15 protein-coding genes and 4 tRNA genes are annotated in these 18,327 nt (G+C 59.7%); 6 read left to right on the top strand and 13 right to left on the bottom strand.

From position 1 onward, the window contains the following. Positions 1-7 precede the first annotated feature (7 nt). The 4 genes from queC (at position 8) to DOM41_RS12590 (ending at position 2,552) form a co-directional block, all read left to right on the top strand. The gene (gene queC, locus DOM41_RS12605) at positions 8-688 is read left to right on the top strand and encodes a 7-cyano-7-deazaguanine synthase QueC (protein ID WP_110687215.1); all 681 of its coding nucleotides are present in this window, start codon (positions 8-10) and stop codon (positions 686-688) included. A 95-nt stretch (positions 689-783) separates the two neighbouring features. Continuing rightward, positions 784-1,437: a 7-carboxy-7-deazaguanine synthase gene (gene queE, locus DOM41_RS12600; protein WP_110687214.1), complete on the top strand. Its 654-nt coding sequence runs from the start codon at positions 784-786 to the stop codon at positions 1,435-1,437. Next, positions 1,437-2,279, top strand: a complete 843-nt coding sequence (locus DOM41_RS12595) for a 6-pyruvoyl trahydropterin synthase family protein (RefSeq protein WP_110687213.1) — start codon at positions 1,437-1,439, stop codon at positions 2,277-2,279. Before queE ends, DOM41_RS12595 begins: the two co-directional genes overlap by 1 nt. A gap of 21 nt (positions 2,280-2,300) precedes the next feature. After that, entirely contained in the window at positions 2,301-2,552 is a 252-nt protein-coding gene (locus DOM41_RS12590) for a YkgJ family cysteine cluster protein (RefSeq protein ID WP_110687212.1), read from the top strand. 36 nt (positions 2,553-2,588) lie between these two features. Here DOM41_RS12590 and DOM41_RS12585 read toward each other — a convergent pair whose 3' ends face one another. The 11 genes from DOM41_RS12585 to DOM41_RS12535 all read right to left on the bottom strand — a co-directional run bounded on the left by DOM41_RS12585 (position 2,589) and on the right by DOM41_RS12535 (position 12,919). Beyond that, positions 2,589-3,596, bottom strand: a complete 1,008-nt coding sequence (locus tag DOM41_RS12585; RefSeq protein ID WP_110687211.1) for an NADP-dependent oxidoreductase — start codon at positions 3,594-3,596, stop codon at positions 2,589-2,591. Between the two features lie 92 nt (positions 3,597-3,688). Next, entirely contained in the window at positions 3,689-5,512 is a 1,824-nt protein-coding gene (locus DOM41_RS12580) for a SurA N-terminal domain-containing protein (protein WP_110687210.1), read from the bottom strand. A 218-nt stretch (positions 5,513-5,730) separates the two neighbouring features. Next, positions 5,731-6,003, bottom strand: a complete 273-nt coding sequence (hupB, locus tag DOM41_RS12575) for a nucleoid-associated protein HU-beta (protein ID WP_110665532.1) — start codon at positions 6,001-6,003, stop codon at positions 5,731-5,733. 178 nt (positions 6,004-6,181) lie between these two features. Then, positions 6,182-8,581, bottom strand: coding sequence for an endopeptidase La (gene lon / locus DOM41_RS12570; RefSeq protein ID WP_110687209.1), 2,400 nt, complete (start codon positions 8,579-8,581; stop codon positions 6,182-6,184). A gap of 218 nt (positions 8,582-8,799) precedes the next feature. Then, positions 8,800-10,083 carry an ATP-dependent Clp protease ATP-binding subunit ClpX gene (clpX, locus tag DOM41_RS12565; RefSeq protein ID WP_110687208.1) on the bottom strand — a complete coding sequence of 428 codons (1,284 nt, stop codon included), beginning with the start codon at positions 10,081-10,083 and terminating at the stop codon, positions 8,800-8,802. A 64-nt stretch (positions 10,084-10,147) separates the two neighbouring features. After that, the gene (gene clpP, locus DOM41_RS12560) at positions 10,148-10,768 is read right to left on the bottom strand and encodes an ATP-dependent Clp endopeptidase proteolytic subunit ClpP (protein ID WP_110687207.1); all 621 of its coding nucleotides are present in this window, start codon (positions 10,766-10,768) and stop codon (positions 10,148-10,150) included. A gap of 85 nt (positions 10,769-10,853) precedes the next feature. After that, complete coding sequence (gene tig, locus DOM41_RS12555; RefSeq protein ID WP_110687206.1) at positions 10,854-12,206, bottom strand: trigger factor; 1,353 nt, start codon at positions 12,204-12,206, stop codon at positions 10,854-10,856. 307 nt (positions 12,207-12,513) lie between these two features. Further along, a tRNA-His gene (locus DOM41_RS12550) sits at positions 12,514-12,588 on the bottom strand. Positions 12,589-12,611: 23 nt separating this feature from the next. Beyond that, positions 12,612-12,686, bottom strand: a tRNA-His gene (locus tag DOM41_RS12545). Between the two features lie 39 nt (positions 12,687-12,725). Beyond that, a tRNA-Arg gene (locus DOM41_RS12540) sits at positions 12,726-12,802 on the bottom strand. Between the two features lie 40 nt (positions 12,803-12,842). Next, positions 12,843-12,919: transfer RNA gene (locus DOM41_RS12535), tRNA-Pro, on the bottom strand. 237 nt (positions 12,920-13,156) lie between these two features. Here DOM41_RS12535 and folD point away from each other — a divergent pair. Then, a complete protein-coding gene (gene folD / locus DOM41_RS12530) occupies positions 13,157-14,035 on the top strand; it encodes a bifunctional methylenetetrahydrofolate dehydrogenase/methenyltetrahydrofolate cyclohydrolase FolD (protein WP_110687205.1) in 879 nt (292 codons plus the stop codon). Further along, the gene (mtnN, locus tag DOM41_RS12525) at positions 14,035-14,739 is read left to right on the top strand and encodes a 5'-methylthioadenosine/S-adenosylhomocysteine nucleosidase (protein ID WP_110687204.1); all 705 of its coding nucleotides are present in this window, start codon (positions 14,035-14,037) and stop codon (positions 14,737-14,739) included. Before folD ends, mtnN begins: the two co-directional genes overlap by 1 nt. A 137-nt stretch (positions 14,740-14,876) precedes the next feature. Here the strand turns inward: mtnN and cysS are convergent, their stop codons facing one another. Next, positions 14,877-16,268 carry a cysteine--tRNA ligase gene (gene cysS, locus DOM41_RS12520; protein WP_188112412.1) on the bottom strand — a complete coding sequence of 464 codons (1,392 nt, stop codon included), beginning with the start codon at positions 16,266-16,268 and terminating at the stop codon, positions 14,877-14,879. A gap of 64 nt (positions 16,269-16,332) precedes the next feature. Further along, positions 16,333-18,054 (bottom strand): glutamine--tRNA ligase/YqeY domain fusion protein, encoded by a 1,722-nt coding sequence (locus DOM41_RS12515; protein WP_110687202.1) that lies wholly within the window; start codon positions 18,052-18,054, stop codon positions 16,333-16,335. Positions 18,055-18,327 lie beyond the last annotated feature (273 nt).

Raw genomic sequence — 18,327 nt, 5'->3', positions numbered from 1 at the left:
TGACCGTATGCCTTCCGCCAAGGATTCCCATAGCCCTGCCGCCGTCGTGATCTACTCCGGCGGGATGGATTCATATACCGTGCTGCATCGCGCCATTCGAGAGGGGTATCGCGTTCACGCGCTCTCGTTCAATTATGGACAGCGCCATGCCAAGGAGCTTGAAGTCGCAGCTTCGGTCTGTCGTGAGAACGATATTTCCCACCGAGTCGTCGATATCCGCGCGATTCATCAGCTAGTCGGTAATTCCGCGCTGACCGATCCGGATCGAGAGATTCCAAAAGGTGAGTACGACGGTGACAATCTTACGGATACGGTCGTCCCCAACCGGAACATGATCCTGCTGTCGCTGGCGGTAGGCTATGCCGTGAACATCGGTGCCTCGATCTGCTTTTACGGCGCCCATGGCGGTGACCACGTTCTCTACCCGGATTGCCGGCCGGAGTTCGTGCAACGCATGAACGATGTGGCCGCCATCGCCAATTTCGAGGCGGTCGAGATTCGCGCGCCCTACCTCGAGCGCACCAAGGCAGAGATTCTCGAAGAGGGAATCCAGATGCGTCTGGACTATGCCAAGACTTGGACCTGTTATCTCGGTGAAGCGAAGGCCTGCGGCGAGTGCGGCAGTTGCCGAGAACGGCTCGCCGCCTTCGCCCATTGGGGTGAAACGGACCCCCTTCCCTACGCGTGATCGACCGGCCTCACTTGGGTCTCGAACGTCGAGGCAGTCGACGTCGAACGTTAACGCCTGCACTGCATCCACTCTAGGTCTGCAACGAGCTCGACATGTATAGCGTCAAAGAAGCTTTCTACACTCTGCAAGGCGAAGGCGGCCAGGCGGGACGCGCCAGCGTTTTCTGTCGTTTCACCGGGTGTAACCTATGGTCCGGTCGAGAGCAGGATCGTCAAACGGCTCGCTGCACCTTTTGCGACACCGACTTCCTCGGCGTTGACGGCCAGAACGGCGGTCGCTTCACTGACGCCAACGCACTGGCCGACTACCTGGCGGCGCTCTGGCCAGAAGCGGCTGGGGATCTCGCCAAGCGCTACGTCGTCTTCACCGGTGGTGAACCCCTACTTCAGTTGGATTCGGCACTGATCGATGCCATGCACGCGCGTGGCTTCGAGATCGCCGTAGAGACCAATGGCACGCTCGAGGCACCGCTCGGCATCGACTGGATCTGCGTCAGCCCTAAAGGCACCAACGCCCTCGTTCAAACGCACGGCCATGAACTCAAACTGGTTTATCCTCAGGTGGGCGTCGACCCGGCGGACTTCGTAACGATGGCGTTCGAACACTTCTATCTGCAGCCGATGGATCTCTCACATACCACGATTGCATCGGATCGTCGGCCCATGCAAGAAGCCGTCGAGTACTGCATGACGCACCCCGAATGGCGACTCTCGCTGCAGACTCACAAAATTGCGGGAATCGACTGATGACCTTATTTGTTAACAACCTGACCAACCTCGATGTGTCGATCTGGTCTCCACAGCACGGCCTGATGGGCGCCAGCTGGCACGTTGATGTCGAACTTGACGGCGAGCTCGGTGAAGACGGCATGCTCTTCGATTTCGGCGAGGTCAAACCCTGGATCAAGTCTCGCATCGACGCAGGTGTCGATCACACGCTATTGGTGCCGAGTCATGGCGGCGGGGTCAAGGTCGAGGAGTGCCTCGAGGGACTGCACCTCACGGCGGAACTGCCTTACTCGATCGACATCCGCGCCCCGCGCCAAGCCTTCACTCTCCTTCCTTGGGCACAGGTCACGGCCGAACGCATCGAAACGCATATTAGTCAGGAGCTGAACAAGCGACTGCCTACACGAGTCGAGGCCATTCGAATCCGGCTGCGTGAAGAGACGCCGGACGGCGCTATCTATCGTTACAGCCACGGACTGAAGCACCACGCAGGCAACTGCCAGCGAATCGCCCACGGGCATCGATCGCATCTACGGATCTGGCAGGACGGTGAGCGTAATATCGATCTGGAGGAACACTGGTCGACGATACTGAATAACAGCTATCTGGTCGACAGTAGCGACATTGCCGATGTCCGCGACGCCGATGAGCGACTCACGGTGCGTTACCGATCGGCCCAGGGGCAGTTTCAACTCCGGATGCCCGAGGCCCAATGCCATGTGCTGGACTCGCCAACGACCGTCGAGCATATCGCCGCATGGATCGCACGCAACGTCGCCAAAACCACCCCCGGTTCCATTCGCGTCCAGGCGTTCGAAGGCATCGACAAGGGTGCTCTCGCCGAGGCCGTGGGACGATGACGTTAAGTCAGGGGCTCCACAATGAGCTGTAGGGTCGGCTGCGGTGCCTGCTGTATTGCACCGTCCATCACCTCTTCCATTCCCGGCATGCCGGCGGGTAAGCCCGCCGGCGTTCGCTGCATCAATCTCGACGACGATAACCTCTGCCGACTGTTTGGCGACCCAAAGCGACCGGCGGTGTGTCTCCGCTTCGATCACGACCCCGAGCTTTGCGGCGATAGCCGAGAAGAGGCACTGACGATTCTCGCCCGCTGGGAAAAAGAGACAGGATGAACGGTGTTCGCTGACTCAAGGTAACGGTATAAAATATCAGCCAGTCAATTTGACGAGCATCTTGCCAAAGTTACTGCCTTGGAAAAGTCTGATGAACGCATCCGGCGTACTTTCAAGCCCCTCCTCGACCGTCTCGCGATAGTCGATCGCACCTTTTTCAACGAAAGGCGCGACTTGGCTCAGAAATTCAGTGTAGTAACCCCAGTGCTCCATCACGATGAAGCCTTCCATCTTCGCTTTGCGAAAGAGAAGCTGGTTGATGTTGCTGGGCCCCGCGCCGGCTTCAGTGTCATTGTAACGATCGATCAATCCACAGATCGCAATACGTGCATGGTCCCGCAGATTGGCAAGTGCAGCTTCCAAGAGCGGGCCCCCGACGTTTTCGTAATAGACATCGAAGCCCTCGGAAGACGCGTCACGAAGAGCGTCGGTTAGTGCGGCGGCATCTTTGCCCCGATAATTGACCGCCTGTATCCCGTGCTCCTCGAGCCACTGACACTTGTCGTCACTACCCGCGACACCGACGACGTGACAGCCAGCAGCCTTGGCGAGCTGCACGGCAAGCGACCCCACGGCGCCGGAAGCCGCACTGACCAGGACGCGGTCGCCTTCCTGCATGCGCGCGATACGATTGAGCCCTGTCCAGGCGGTCATGCCCGGCATACCGAGTACGCCAAGAAAGGCCTGAGGAGGAACCTCATACTCGGGCAAGCGTTCTATATCGCTGCCGGGAAGCTGCGCAACATCGCGCCAGCCGCCCATATGACGCACCGTATCTCCAAGCTGGAATTGCGCGTGATTCGACTCGATGACCTCGCCCACGGCCGCGCCGTCCATCGGCTGCCCCAGCTCATAGGGTTCAATATACGTTTTGGCACCGGTCATGCGGCCGCGCATGTAGGGATCGACGGATAGCCAACGGTTCTGGATACGCACTTCGTTGTGATCCAGCGCCGGTAGCGTCACCTCGTGCAGCGTGAAATCTTCTCTACGCGGCATGCCTTGCGGAAACTGATTGAGCGCGAAGTATCGGCTGGTCGCCATGAAAAAACCCTCCTGGCTGAACGATTTGAGACGTTCAGCCTAGGAGGGTCAGTCATGTTTCGCCAACGCGGTAGACGGTTGGCTGCACACCGTTATCGACGGTCGATTTCTGCCTCGTCCTGCAGGGTGTCATCAAGGCCCTGAATGGCGCTCTGCGCGCGCAATCGTGTGGCAAGCTCGGCGGAGAAGTCGCCGTCGTCTTCGGCGTCTCCGGCCGACACCGACTCGAGACCCACAAGGGCGACACGCCCCTCGAGGGCAACACGGCCCCAAGAAGGGACATCAGCATCGGGCCGTGGCAGTCGGAAGGCTTCGTTCACTACCGCAGCCGGTGCGGAGGCCTCATCGCGCGTGCTGGCTTCCACCTGCTGCCAGCTGGCAGCGTCCACGGACTCGCCGCTGCGAAGTCGTTCGAGCCAGCGACCGGCGAGTTCATCGAGCTGGGTTTGCGTCATCTGTCGTTCGACGGCACGGCTTACACGATCTCGCACGTCATCCAGCGCCAACGTACTTGCCTCACGATGATCCGTGACACGCACGACGACTCGCTGTTGGGTATCGGTCTCGATGACATCGCTGTTGTAGCCATCTTCCAACACGTCGGGTGAGAACGCTGCCGCCAGGACATCCGGATTGGACAGGACGCCATCAGCGCCGCCGTCACGCGATAGCCAGTCGCTACTCTCAAGCGTCAGATCCAGTTCATCCGCGACACTGGCCAGATCATCTGACTCGTAGACATCGTTGGTCAATCGCTGCACCCGCTGCTGGAAGGCAGCTCGCGCCTGACTCTGCCGCAACTGGCGTGCCAGAGCGTCACGGTCCTCTTCGAAGGTGGGAATATCGATTCCGGTCACCTTCAGCAGATGCAACCCGTAGTCGGACTGCGTGATGCCTGAGACGTCTCCCACATCCAGCCCGAGCACGGTGTCGACGAAATCACCGCCATAATCATCTTGGCTGGTTACCGACCCCATGGCCCCGCCCTGTTTTGCAGAGCCAGTATCATCGGAAAACTCCCGAGCGACGTCGGCAAAATCCACTCCGCTCTGCAGCTTGCTCTGGGCCTGCTCGAGCCTTTCACGCGCCTCAGCCTGCGTCCGCTCATCGCCGTACGTCACCAGAATCTGAGACACCTCCCGCGGCGCCTGCTCACGTGCGGCGTCATAGGCGTCACGCAGCATCTGCTCGTCGATATCGATATCGTCGGTGAGATCCTGCTGATTCAGTACGAGATAGTTGACCTTCACTTCTTCCGGCCTAACGAATTCGTCCTGATGCGACGAGTAGTAACGCTCGAGGTCGGCAGGCTGCGGATCGACCGGCTGTTCCAGATCGGCGGCCGTGAGGGTCGCGAAGCGGAATGTACGTTGCTGCTGCTGCAGCGCTTTCAGGCGCTGATTTTCACTCGGAAGCGAAAAGGCGGCACCGGCGACGCCAGCCTGTAGTTGACGACGAAGGGTGTCGGCACGCAGCTCTCGACGGAAAGAGGATGGCGAATAGCCAGCCTGCGCCAGCCGGTTAGTGAACACCTCGTTCGAGAACCGACCCTGCTGGTCCTGAAACTCAGGCATCGAGACGATCAGCTGATCCAGCTGGTCATCAGACAGGTGAAGCCCGCCATTCTCGGCATACTGATCCAGCACACGCTGTCGAATCAATTGATCGATGACCTGCCCGCGGTACTGACGCTCCTGCTCGGGCGGGACCTGACCCGAACGAATGCCACGCTGGACCTGGGTTTCGACCGCCCGCGGGCTGATACCTTCTCCGTTCACGGTAGCGACGTCATCGCTACCCGCAGTGAAGTAGCCCACCAGCGATTCCGCCCCGAAAAGGGCGAACGTTACGATAATGGCCCCCACGATGAGCTTCGCCACCCACCCTTGGGAACCTTCACGAATTCTCTGCAGCATGCTGTCCTCGCATGTCGGTTGCTCGTTGTTGCGCTCGCATCGTACAACGTCCCGGTTGCTGCAGACAGCTTGATCACGAGGATCAAGTGACGGCAATGCGACCCAGGCGCATAAAAAAAGCGCATCGCTTAGCGATGCGCTTATCTTGACCGAACTCGATCACAAGCAGGAGACACAACGATACTGCTTGCGATGGCCGGCAGTCGGCACAATCAACCTCAGTTGACGGCGTCTTTCAGCGCCTTGCCGGCTTTGAAGCTGGGTACTTTCGCAGCGCTGATTTCAATCGCCTTACCAGTCTGCGGGTTACGGCCAGTACGCGCGGCGCGCTCCTTGACCGAAAAAGTCCCGAACCCAACCAGTGCCACGGAATCACCTTTCTTCAGGCTATCCGCTACCGACTCGATCATCGCATCAAGCGCACGAGTCGCGGCAGCCTTCGGAATATCGGCGGACGCGGCAATGGCTTCAATCAGCTCGGATTTATTCACACTTCACCCCTTGACTGTATACGAAATTGACAGGAATCGATGCGCAGTCATTGAATGCGATCTCGACCACAACAAGTGCGCATTTTATAGCAATGCGCCAATCCTGCTGTCAATCGAGATCACCAGAAAAACCGCGCCACATCAGGCTTCACGCTGGAAAAGCGTTATCATCGCCGTGTCAATGAGTACTGACGTTAGCCTGCGAATTCGTGCCCTCTTCGACACTTTTCTCTTCGCCTTCGGCCCAGGATATCAACGCTACCGACAGGACATCGTCGATCCACTTGACGGGCCGAATATCCAACGCATTCTTGATATTATCGGGGACCTCTTTGAGATCGCGCCGATTCTCTTCAGGAATAAGAACGATCTTTATACCACCACGCCTAGCGGCCAGCAATTTCTCCTTGAGTCCACCGATGGGCATGACCTCGCCGCGAAGATTGACCTCGCCCGTCATCGCCACGTCGCACCGCACGGGTCGTCCACTGTAGGCCGAGACCATGGCGGTCACCATTCCGACGCCGGCGCTGGGTCCATCCTTGGGCGTCGCGCCCTCAGGTACGTGGATGTGCAGGTCCTCTTTCTCGAATCGCTCCGAGTCGATACCAAACTGAGCTGCCCTGGCGCGAACAACGGTTTGTGCGGCCCCGATGGACTCTTTCATGACATCGCCGAGCGAACCTGTCTTGTTGAGCCGCCCCTTACCCGGCGTCACGACGGACTCGATGTAGAGCAGTTCACCGCCGACCGAAGTCCAGGCAAGACCTGTGACACGCCCGACCTGATCTTCCTGCCCTGCAAGCCCGTAGCTGTGACGTCGAACCCCGGCATACTGTTCGACATCCTCTGAGGCCAGCGTCTGCCCGGACTGCGCCCCCTGACCTTTCTCGGCTTCAATGCGCTCGCGCAGCACCTTCCGGCACACCTTGGCGACCTGTCGCTCGAGCTCGCGAACACCGGCTTCACGGGTGTAGTAGCGGATAAGCTCCAGCACTGACTCATCTGCAAAGGTCAGCTCGCCCTCTTTGAGCCCATTGGCCTTGAGCTGCTTCGGAATGAGATAGCGCTTGGCGATCGCCAGCTTCTCATCTTCGGTATAGCCCGGCAGCCGAATGATCTCCATGCGGTCCAGCAAGGGCCCGGGGATGTTCATCGAGTTCGCCGTGCAGATGAACATGACGTCCGAGAGATCGTAATCCAGCTCGAGGTAATGATCGTTGAACTTGTCGTTCTGTTCGGGATCGAGCACTTCCAGCAGCGCCGAGGAGGGATCGCCACGATGGTCCATCCCGATCTTGTCGACTTCATCCAGCAGAAAGAGCGGATTGCGAACCCCCGCCTTGCTCATGCGCTGAATGAGCTTACCCGGCAGCGAACCAATGTAGGTGCGGCGGTGACCGCGAATCTCGGACTCGTCACGCACGCCGCCAAGGGCCAATCGCACGTAGCGGCGATTGGTCGCGCGGGCAATCGACTGCCCAAGCGACGTCTTACCCACACCAGGCGGGCCAACGAGACACAGGACCGGCCCCTTGAGCTTCTTCACCCGTTTTTGGACCGCGAGATATTCGAGGATTCGCTCTTTGACCTCGTCGAGCCCGTGGTGATCCTCGTCCAGCACTTTCGCCGCATGCGGCAGGTCATGCTTGACCCGGGTGCGCTTCTTCCAGGGCACGGACAGCACCCAATCAAGGTACGAGCGCACGACCGTCGCCTCGGCCGACGTAGGCGACATCATCTTGAGCTTGTTGAGCTCCTGAGTCGCCTTGTCGACCGCTTCCTGGGGCATACCGGCATCGTTGATGCGTTGCTCGTACTTGTCTGCCTCGTTGGGGGTATTCTCGAGCTCGCCCATCTCTTTCTGGATGGCCTTCATCTGCTCGTTGAGATAGTACTCCCGCTGAGACTTCTCCATCTGATCTTTGACGCGTGACCGAATCCGCTTCTCGATCTGGAGTAGATCGATTTCCGACTCGATCAACGCCATCAGGTGCTCGATACGATCGCGCACGCGATCCATCTCGAGCAGCTCCTGCTTATCGTCGATCTTCAGCGACAGATGTGCGCAGATCGTATCGACCAACCGGCTGGGGTCTTCGATCTCCTGAAGCGACGACAGCACTTCGCTGGGCACTTTCTTCGACAGCTTGACGTACTGCTCGAACTGATTGAGCAGTACTCGCACCAGAGACTCCTGTTCACGCTCACCGAGCGGCTCGCTGTCACGCTGCTCGAAGTCGGCGGTAACGAAGCCATCGGTTTCGTGGATCTCACCAATGTCGGCTCGATAGCTGCCTTCAATGAGCACTTTGACAGTGCCATCGGGCAGTTTGAGCAGCTGCATGATCTCCGCAACGGTACCCACGGTGAACAGGTCGTCTGCGCCCGGGTCGTCATGCGCGGCTTCCCGCTGCGCGACCAGGAGCACTCGCTTGTCACTCTCCATCGCCGTTTCCAGCGCCTGAATGGACTTTTCACGACCAACGAAGAGGGGGATCACCATCTGCGGGTATACCACTACGTCACGAAGCGGTAGCAGCGGAAGCGTGATCGTCTGGTTTGAGCTCTGCGCCATTACAGCATTTCCTCGGCTTACAATAGGATGGGTGAGCCACCAGAGCGGCAATACGGCGTAATCGAGCCTAAATGGGGGCTAAGGCGAGCGGGTGCAAGTCGCTACGCGAGCGAAATCCGAGTTGGCCTGGACGCCTGTAGAAAGACTCCATAGCAAGAAGGGGGCCATAAGCCCCCTTCCGTATCGGCGGTGAGTACTCGCACCTTGACTGCGTTCGTTCAGCCGTCCTGGTTTGCGACCCGCCCTTCCTCTTTCTGGGAGTAAATCAACAGCGGCTCACTGTCACCGGAGATGACCGTGCCATCGATTACCACCTTGCTGACGCCCTCGAGGGACGGCACGTCGTACATCGTCTCGAGCAAAACGGCCTCGAGAATCGAGCGGAGGCCGCGAGCGCCTGTCTTGCGAGCCATCGCCTTGTGTGCCACGGCACGCAGCGCGTCCTCGCGGAAGTCGAGCTCGACACCTTCCATCTCGAACAGACGAGCGTACTGCTTGACGAGCGAGTTCTTGGGCTCGACCAGAATCTCGATCAGCGCCTCTTCGGTCAGCTCGGTCAAGGTGGCGATTACCGGAAGCCGGCCGACGAACTCAGGGATGAGGCCGAACTTGACCAGGTCTTCGGGCTCGACGCTGGCAAGCACGTCGCCCACGCCTTTCTCGGTATCCTTGCTCTTGACGTTCGCATTGAAGCCGATACCGCCCTTCTCGGCGCGATCCCGGATCACCTTGTCCAGGCCCGCGAACGCACCGCCGACGATGAACAGGATGTCACCCGTATCTACCTGCAGGAACTCCTGCTGCGGATGCTTTCGGCCACCCTGAGGCGGCACCGAAGCGGTTGTCCCCTCGATCAACTTCAACAAGGCCTGCTGTACGCCCTCACCCGAGACGTCACGGGTGATCGACGGATTGTCGGACTTGCGTGAAATCTTGTCGATTTCGTCGATGTAGACGATACCGCGCTGCGCTTTCTCGACGTCGTAATCACACTTCTGCAGCAGCTTCTGGATGATGTTCTCGACATCTTCACCCACGTAGCCTGCTTCGGTGAGCGTCGTCGCGTCGGCGATGGTGAACGGCACGTTCAACAATCGCGCCAGCGTTTCGGCCAGTAGCGTCTTACCGCTACCGGTCGGACCGATCAGCAGGATGTTGGATTTACCCAGCTCGATATCATCACTCTTGCCACTACTGCTCCGCAGGCGCTTGTAGTGGTTGTAGACCGCGACGGAAAGGACCATCTTGGCGCGGTCCTGACCGATCACGTAGTCGTCGAGCGTGTTGCGGATCTCGCGTGGTGCAGGCAGCCGATCTTCATCGCCTTCGGAGTCTGCCTCGAGCACCTCTTCACGGATGATGTCGTTGCAGAGATCGACGCATTCGTCGCAGATGTAGACAGACGGACCGGCAATCAGCTTACGAACTTCATTCTGGTTTTTACCGCAGAACGAGCAGTACAGCAGTTTGCCGCTATCGTCTTTGCCTTTACCGTCGGCCATTCGTGTACCTCGTCAGGACGGTGGCGTCGCGCGCCACCGTGTGAAACCTTGACTCAAAACGCTATCAGGATACCGGACGCTTATCCAGCTTGGCATCGATCAGGCCGTACTCGACCGCCTGATCGCCGTCCATGAAGTTATCACGATCGGTGTCCTGAGCGATCTTGTCGATGTCCTGCCCGGTGTGATGCGCCAGAATCCGATTGAGCTTCTGACGAATGGTCAGAATCTCTTTCGTATGGATCTCGATGTCCGATGCCTGCCCCTGAAAGCCACCCAGCGGCTGATGAATCATCATGCGCGAGTGCGGCAGACAGTAGCGCTTGCCCTCGGCACCACCGGCCAGCAGCAGCGCACCCATGCTCGCCGCCTGCCCGATGCAGACCGTCGAGACGTCCGGCTTGATGAACTGCATGGTGTCGTAGATCGACATCCCCGCCGTGACGGAGCCACCCGGTGAATTGATATAAAGATGGATATCCTTGTCCGGGTTTTCGGACTCCAGGAAGAGCAGCTGCGCCACGATCAGGTTGGCCGTGTAGTCCTCAACGGGGCCGACCAGAAAGATGACGCGCTCTTTGAGCAGACGGGAGTAGATGTCGTAGGACCGCTCACCCCGAGCGCTCTGCTCCACCACCATCGGCACCAAGCCGCCGGCGTTGCTGATATCGAATTGGTTTTGCATCGCGACTTCCTTACATCCGGTAATTGTCAGGCCCATCGACTAGAGACCCGGCCGCAGCCGGGTCATCGTGATTACCAAGCGCCGTTCAGGCTTTGGAATCGCTCTCTTCTTCCGCCTCGTCAGCCTCTTCCTCGGACTGCTGCGCCGCCTGAAGAGCTTCACCATAGCTCATGCTAACGTCCTTGACATCGGCCTGCTCGAGCAGTTTGTCGACTGCCTTGTCTTCTAGAACGGCAGATTTGATCTGGTTCTTGAGCTCATCGTTTTGCATATACTGCTCAACGACCTGCTCCGGCTGCTGGTACTGACCCGCGAGCTCTTCGGCGCGAGCGCGGATCTCGTCATCCGTCGCATCCATTTCGTTCTGCTTGATCAGCTCGGCAAGCAGCAGACCAATCTTGACGCGTGTCCGCGCCTGCTCGGCAAAGAGCTCGTCGGGCAGCTGGCTGACATCGAAATCCTCGCCCAAGCCGAACTGCTGCGCAGCCTGACGCTTGAGACCCTGAGTTTCCTGGGTGATCAGCGACTGCGGCACCGTGACATCGTTGACTTTCTGGAGCGCGTCGAGTGCCTGCTGCTTGACGCGATTCTGGGTCGCCTGCTTGACCTCACGCTCCATGTTGCCCTTGACCTCGGCGCGAAACTTCTCGGGATCGCCGTCTTCAACGCCGAACTCCTTGATGAACGCGTCGTCGACTGCCGGCATGGTCTTGGCCGACACCTGGTGGACCTTGACCTTGAAGGAGGCTTCCTGACCGGCAAGCTGCTCAGCCTGGTAGTCTTCAGGGAAGGTCACATTGACCACAGTGTCATCGCCCGCTTTGACACCCACGAGCTGCTCTTCGAAGCCGGGGATCAAGCGATTGGAGCCGAGCTCCAGATCATGACCTTCGGCAGCGCCCCCTTCGAACGGCTCATCGCCGAGAAAGCCTTCGAAATCGATCTTGACCTGATCACCCATCTCCGCAGCGCGGTCGACCGGCTCGAACGCCGCCTTCTGACCCTGGAGCGTTTCGATCATCGAATCGATGTCAGCTTCGGTGATCTCAGCATGCGGGCGCTCGATCTCGGTACCTTCGATGCTCTGCAGCTCGATTTCCGGATAGACTTCGAGCGTCGCCACGAATTCGAGATCCTTGCCGTCCTGGTTGACAGTCGGCTCGATGGACGGATCACCAGCCGGGTTCAAGCTTTGCTCGGTAATGGCCCGCACATAGTGCTGACGCATCATTTCGCCCACGACTTCATTCCGCACGTCACCACCGAAACGCTGACGCACGACGGACATCGGAATCTTTCCCTGACGAAAGCCATTGAGCCGAACGCGCTTGGCGGTGTCCTGGAGGCGAGATGCGACCGCCTGGTCGACCTCTGCTGCCGGAACCTGCACGGTGACGCGACGTTCGATCTGGGAAGTCGTCTCAACGGAAACTTGCATAGATGATCCTCTACCGACGGGGGCGTTCTGTGATTACAACTGAAAATAAAAGGGGGATTCTATGAATCCCGATGCCCACTGGCAAGCGGGCCTGCCGCGTACATGGGTCTTGGTGCAGAGAAAAACAAGGGAAAGGCGGCAAAATCGTATCTTTCGATCGCTTTCGAGTGACGGAGACCCAGAGAAACCAAGGACAGCGGGCTAACAGCGAGCGTGCAGAAAGACCGGATGATCAAGCGGCGACCAACGTCGGACGACAGGTCAAAGGGGATAAAAGCGACCAGAAGGAAGGGTATGAAAGCAGAAATGGGGTGGATGATGGGGTTCGAACCCACGACCACCGGAATCACAATCCGGGGCTCTACCACTGAGCTACATCCACCATTTCTCAAACTATGCGTCACGTGGGGTGGATGATGGGGTTCGAACCCACGACCACCGGAACCACAATCCAGGGCTCTACCACTGAGCTACATCCACCACTGTGACGATGCCTCGAAGCGCTATCCACGATTGCCGTGGTGCGCCCAGCAGGACTCGAACCTGCAACCTACGGCTTAGAAGGCCGTTGCTCTATCCAATTGAGCTATAGGCGCATTCCATCACCGGGTGCATCCTCGTCGACTTGCTTTTGCGTGGTCGGGGTAGAGGGATTTGAACCCCCGACATCCTGCTCCCAAAGCAGGCGCGCTACCAGACTGCGCTATACCCCGAAATCTGCAAAACCGAGCCGGCGATGCTACGAGCCCCTCGATGCGCTGCGTATTTTACGGATCCTTTCAGCAACGTCAAGCCCTTACGTGAATTTGCCCAATCCGGCTCCTCCGCGTCGCAAAGCCACCGAATCGCAGTGCTGAGTCGGATGCTTCGTTGACTGCGACGCGGAGCATGCGAAAATTGCCACCTTTGCCGGGCCCTGCCCGACTCTCGCTACTCAGAAAGGAAAGTCGATGACCGCTCAGTTGATCGACGGCAAACGTATTGCCGGTGCCATTCGTCAGCAAGTAAAGGTCGAGGTCGATCGCCGACTCGAAGACGGACGTCACCGCCCGGGACTCGCCGTCATCCTCGTCGGCCACGACCCGGCTTCCGAGATCTACGTCAGCCACAAGCATCGCGCTTGCGAAAACGCGGGTATTCGCTCCTTCAGTCACCGTCTCGACAACGACATTACCCAACAGGCGCTGGAGAGCGTCATCGATGAGCTCAACGCCGACTCGAGCGTCGACGGCATCCTGCTGCAATTGCCGCTGCCGGCGCATCTGGATGCCAACCCGCTGCTCGAGCGAATCCAACCGGACAAGGACGTCGACGGCTTCCATCCGTACAACCTTGGCCGGCTGGCACAGCGCCGCCCGCTTCTGCGCCCCTGCACGCCGAAGGGCATCATGACGCTACTCGAGCAGAGCGGCATCGACCCACGCGGCATGGATGCCACCATCGTCGGTGCGTCCAATATCGTGGGTCGGCCAATGTCGATGGAGCTCCTCCTGGCCGGCGCCACCACCACGACTTGCCATCGTTTTACCCGGGATCTCGAGGAGCAGGTGCGTCGAGCGGACCTCGTGATCGTCGCCGCCGGCAAACCCGGACTCATCGAGGGCCAATGGATCAAGCGAGGTGCCGTCGTCGTCGACGTCGGCATGAACCGGCTGGAGGACGGCTCGCTCGCGGGCGATGTCGAATTTGAATCGGCCGCTGAACGGGCCGCCTGGATCACCCCGGTCCCCGGCGGCGTGGGACCGATGACCGTCGCCACGCTGCTTCAGAACACGCTTCATGCGGCGGCTTTGCACGACGACAACTCAACCGGAGGCACGGAGCACTGATGAAGACACTCGGCATTATCGGCGCCATGGAGCAGGAGATCACCCTGCTGGCATCACGCCTGGAAAACGCCACGATCGAGCATCATGCAGGGGCCAGCTTCCATTGCGGGCGCCTACATGGCATGCAAATCGTGCTGCTGCAGTCGGGCATCGGCAAGGTCAACGCGACCATCGGTACCACTCAGCTTCTGAACCACTACTCGCCGGATGCCATCATCAACACGGGCTCTGCCGGCGGCTTCGGTGAGACGCTGGAAGTCGGCGACGTCGTGATCTCCCGGGAGGTACGCCACCACGACGTCGATGTCACCGCCTTTGGCTACGAGATGGGCCAGGTGCCCGGCCTGCCCGCCGCCTTCACCGCCGACCCGTTACTCATCGACGTCGCCCGCGATTGCGCTCAGGCACTCGGCGAGATTCGCGTCCACGAAGGGCTGATCTGCACCGGTGACAGCTTCATGGCCGACCCGGTCCGCGTCGAACGAACTCGTGAGCACTTCCCCGAGATGCAGGCCGTGGAGATGGAGGCAGCCGCCATTGCCCAGACGTGTCACCGCTTCGAGTGCCCCTTCGTGGTGATCCGCGCGCTGTCGGATATCGCCGGCAAGGAGTCCGATCTCTCTTTTGAAGCCTTTCTCGATCGCGCAGCGACCCATTCCGCCGAAATGGTCGACGCCATCGTCGCTCGCCTTGCCAAGGCGTGATGCGAACGCCCGCGCTCACGCGCTTTAGGGACCGACTGAGGTCGAGAATGCAAAAAGCCCCGCCGAAGCGGGGCTTTTCTTTAGGCGGAAAGGGCCTTGCCGGACGCGCATAGACTCATGGCATCGATCAACGCGACCTATGAGCTCGTGGCTTCGAAGCTCCAGCGTGTCCCTTCACGTGAATCCTTCAGCACGATACCCAGCGCGGCCAGCTCGTCGCGAATCCGATCGGCCTTGGCAAAATCACGCTCGCGCTTCGCTTTCGCCCTCGCCTCGATCCGCCTCTGAATCTCGCCTTCATCCAGCGGCAACGCCGAGGCGCCCGCCTTCAGAAACGCGTCGGGCGTGCGTTCGAGCAGACCGAGCACGCTCGCGAGCCGCTTCAACTCCTGCCCCAGCGCCCCAGCCCGCGCCGGCTCGTTTTCACGCAGTCGATTGATCTCGCGGACGAGATCGAACAGCACCGCGAGCGCTTCGGGGGTGTTGAAGTCATCGTTCATCGCCGCCGAGAAGCGCTCGGCGTAAACGCCTTGCACGTCGCCCTCGACCGCGGGAATACCATCGAGCGCATGATAAAAGCGCTCCAGCGACTTGCGCGCCTCGTCGAGCGACTCGGGCGCGTAGTTGATCGGACTGCGGTAGTGGCTCGAGACCAGCAGATAGCGCACCACTTCCGGGTCATGCACTTCGAGCACGTCACGAATGGTGAAAAAGTTGCCCAGCGACTTCGACATCTTCTCGTGATTCACCCGCACGGCGCCGGCGTGCATCCAGGTGTTGACGTAGGTCACACCGGTAGCCGCCTCGCTCTGGGCGATCTCGTTCTCATGATGCGGAAACGTGAGATCGGGGCCGCCACCATGAATGTCGAAGGTATCGCCAAGGCAGCAGGTCGACATCGCCGAGCACTCGATATGCCAACCCGGACGGCCCTCACCCCAGGGAGAGGGCCAGCTCGCCTCGCCCGGCTTGGCGGCTTTCCAGAGCACGAAATCGAGCGGATCCTCTTTATCGGTGTCCACATCGACTCGAGCGCCGGCGCGCATGTCGTCGAGATTGCGATTATTCAGCTTGCCGTAGCCGGCAAAGTGACGGACGCGATAGTAGACATCGCCGTTGTCGACGGCGTAGGCGTAACCGTTATCGATCAAGCGTTCGATCATCGCCAGAATATCGGCAACGTGCTCGGTAGCCCGCGGTTCGCGATCCGGGCGAAGCACGCCCAGGCGCGCCTCGTCCTCGTGCATCGCCTCGACCATGCGACCGGTCAGCGTCGCGATCGACTCACCGTTCTCTTCGGCCCGCTTGAGGATCTTGTCATCGATGTCGGTAATGTTGCGCACGTAGGTGACATCGAGACCGGTCTGGCGCAGCCAACGCGTGATGACATCGAAAGCGACCATCACGCGAGCGTGCCCCAGGTGGCAGTAGTCGTAGACCGTCATGCCGCAGACATACATCCGCACCTTGCCGGGCTCGATCGGCACCAGCTCACTCTTGTGCCGGGTCATCGTGTTGTAGATCTGCACCACGCTCATGTCTCGTCCCTGCTCACGCCCGTCCTCGTCCGGCTAACGCCTGTCTTGTCACCACTCACGGCTTCGCCCCTTGGGCCTGTTTCTGCTGAATCTTGGCCCAGGAGTCCTTGAGCCCGACCGTCCGGTTGAACACCAGCTTGCCATCGCGACAGGCGTGACGATCGGCGCAGAAGTAGCCCACACGCTCGAACTGGTAGCGCGACTCCGGGGTGGCATCCGCCAGCGCGGGCTCGGCGATGCCTTCGACGGTCACTAGCGATTCCGGGTTCAGATGATCGAGGAAGTCGGCATCCTTGTCCCGATCCGGCGCCTCTTCCAGGAAGAGATTGTCGTAAAGACGCACTTCCACCGGTACACCATGATCGGCGCTGACCCAGTGAATGACCCCCTTGACCTTGCGCCCTTCCGGGTTCTTGCCGAGCGTATCGAAATCCACGCTGCAGTGGAGCGCTTCGATCTCACCGGCGGAATCTTTGACGACCTCATCGCAACGGATGACATAGCCGTTCCGCAACCGAACTTCCTTGCCCGGCGCAAGACGGAAGAACTTCTTCGGCGGCTCCTCCATGAAGTCATCACGGTCGATCCAGATCTCACGCGTCAGCGGCAGCTGACGGCTACCCATATCGTCACGCGCCGGGTGGCCGGCCACCTCGAACGACTCGGCATGATCCGCTGCAACGTTGGTCAGCACGACCTTGAGCGGCTTGAGAACGCACATGGCACGCGGCGCGTTATCCTCGAGATCGGAGCGGATAGCGAAGTGCAGCATGGCAATATCGACAACGTTCGCCGCTCGGCTGACGCCGGTCATGTCGCAGAACTTGCGCAGCGCCGTCGGCGTATAGCCGCGCCGGCGCAGCCCGGCGATTGTAGGCATCCGCGGATCGTCCCAGCCGTCGACCACGCCCTGATCCACCAGCAGCTTGAGCTTGCGCTTGGAGGTCACAGTGTAATTGACGTTCATGCGTGCGAACTCGGTCTGGCGCGGCTGCGCCGGCACCGGCAGGTTCGCCAGGAACCATTCGTAAAGCGGCCGGTGGTCTTCGAACTCCAGCGTACAGAGCGAGTGGCTCACGCCCTCGATCGCGTCCGACTGACCATGAGCGAAGTCGTAAGAGGGGTAGATCTTCCACTTGTCGCCGGTCTGGTGATGATGCGCATGACGAATGCGGTAGAGGATGGGATCGCGAAGGTTGATGTTCCCCGCCGCCATGTCGATCTTCGCCCGTAACACCTTGGCACCCTCGGCAAACTCACCCAGGCTCATGCGCTCGAGCAGATCCAGGTTTTCCTCGACGCTGCGTTCGCGGTAGGGGCTCGGCTTGCCCGCCTCCGTCAACGTTCCGCGGTACTCGCGGATCTCGTCGGGAGAGAGATCATCAACATAGGCCAACCCTTCACGCACCAGGTGCTGCGCCCAGGCGTAGAGTTGATCGAAATAGCTCGAGGCGTAACGGATGTCGCCGCTCCACTCGTAGCCCAGCCAGGTGATGTCCTCACGGATCGAATCGATGTAGGCCTGCTCTTCCTTCGCCGGATTGGTATCGTCAAAGCGCAGATGGCAGCGACCGCCGAACTGCTCGGCCAGACCGAAGTTGACCCAGATCGATTTGGCGTGGCCGATATGGAGGAATCCGTTCGGCTCCGGCGGAAAACGCGTCACGATCGTCGACGCCTGACCCGATGCGATCTCGTCGCGAATCTGATTGCGCAGGAAGTTGGGGGCGGCGTTTTGAGTTTCACCGTCGTTATCGACGCGGCTTTCGACGCTCATGGAATGCAGGCAACCTCTGTGGGAAAAAACGAAAATGTGAACACGCTGTCTCCAGCGCCGACGCGAAAAATGCCGTGACGAAAGGCAGTGGCCGGCGTTTGCCGACATCGCCGCGACGCGCCAAATGGGAATACCTTGCACAGTAACATGCACCGGCAACGGTTTCTCCAGGCGGTTTTTCCGCATCCAACAAAGCGGGTTATTATAGCGTCGCGCGCGAACAGCGCCATGCATACGCGTGCAACGCAAAGACTCGGCCATGCCAGTACGCCA

The sequence above is a fragment of the Salinicola aestuarinus genome (assembly GCF_003206645.1).
GTDB classification, from domain to species: Bacteria; Pseudomonadota; Gammaproteobacteria; order Pseudomonadales; family Halomonadaceae; genus Salinicola; species Salinicola aestuarinus.
Note: the sequence above shows the minus strand (reverse complement) of the source record. Positions and strands in the feature narration are given on the sequence as shown.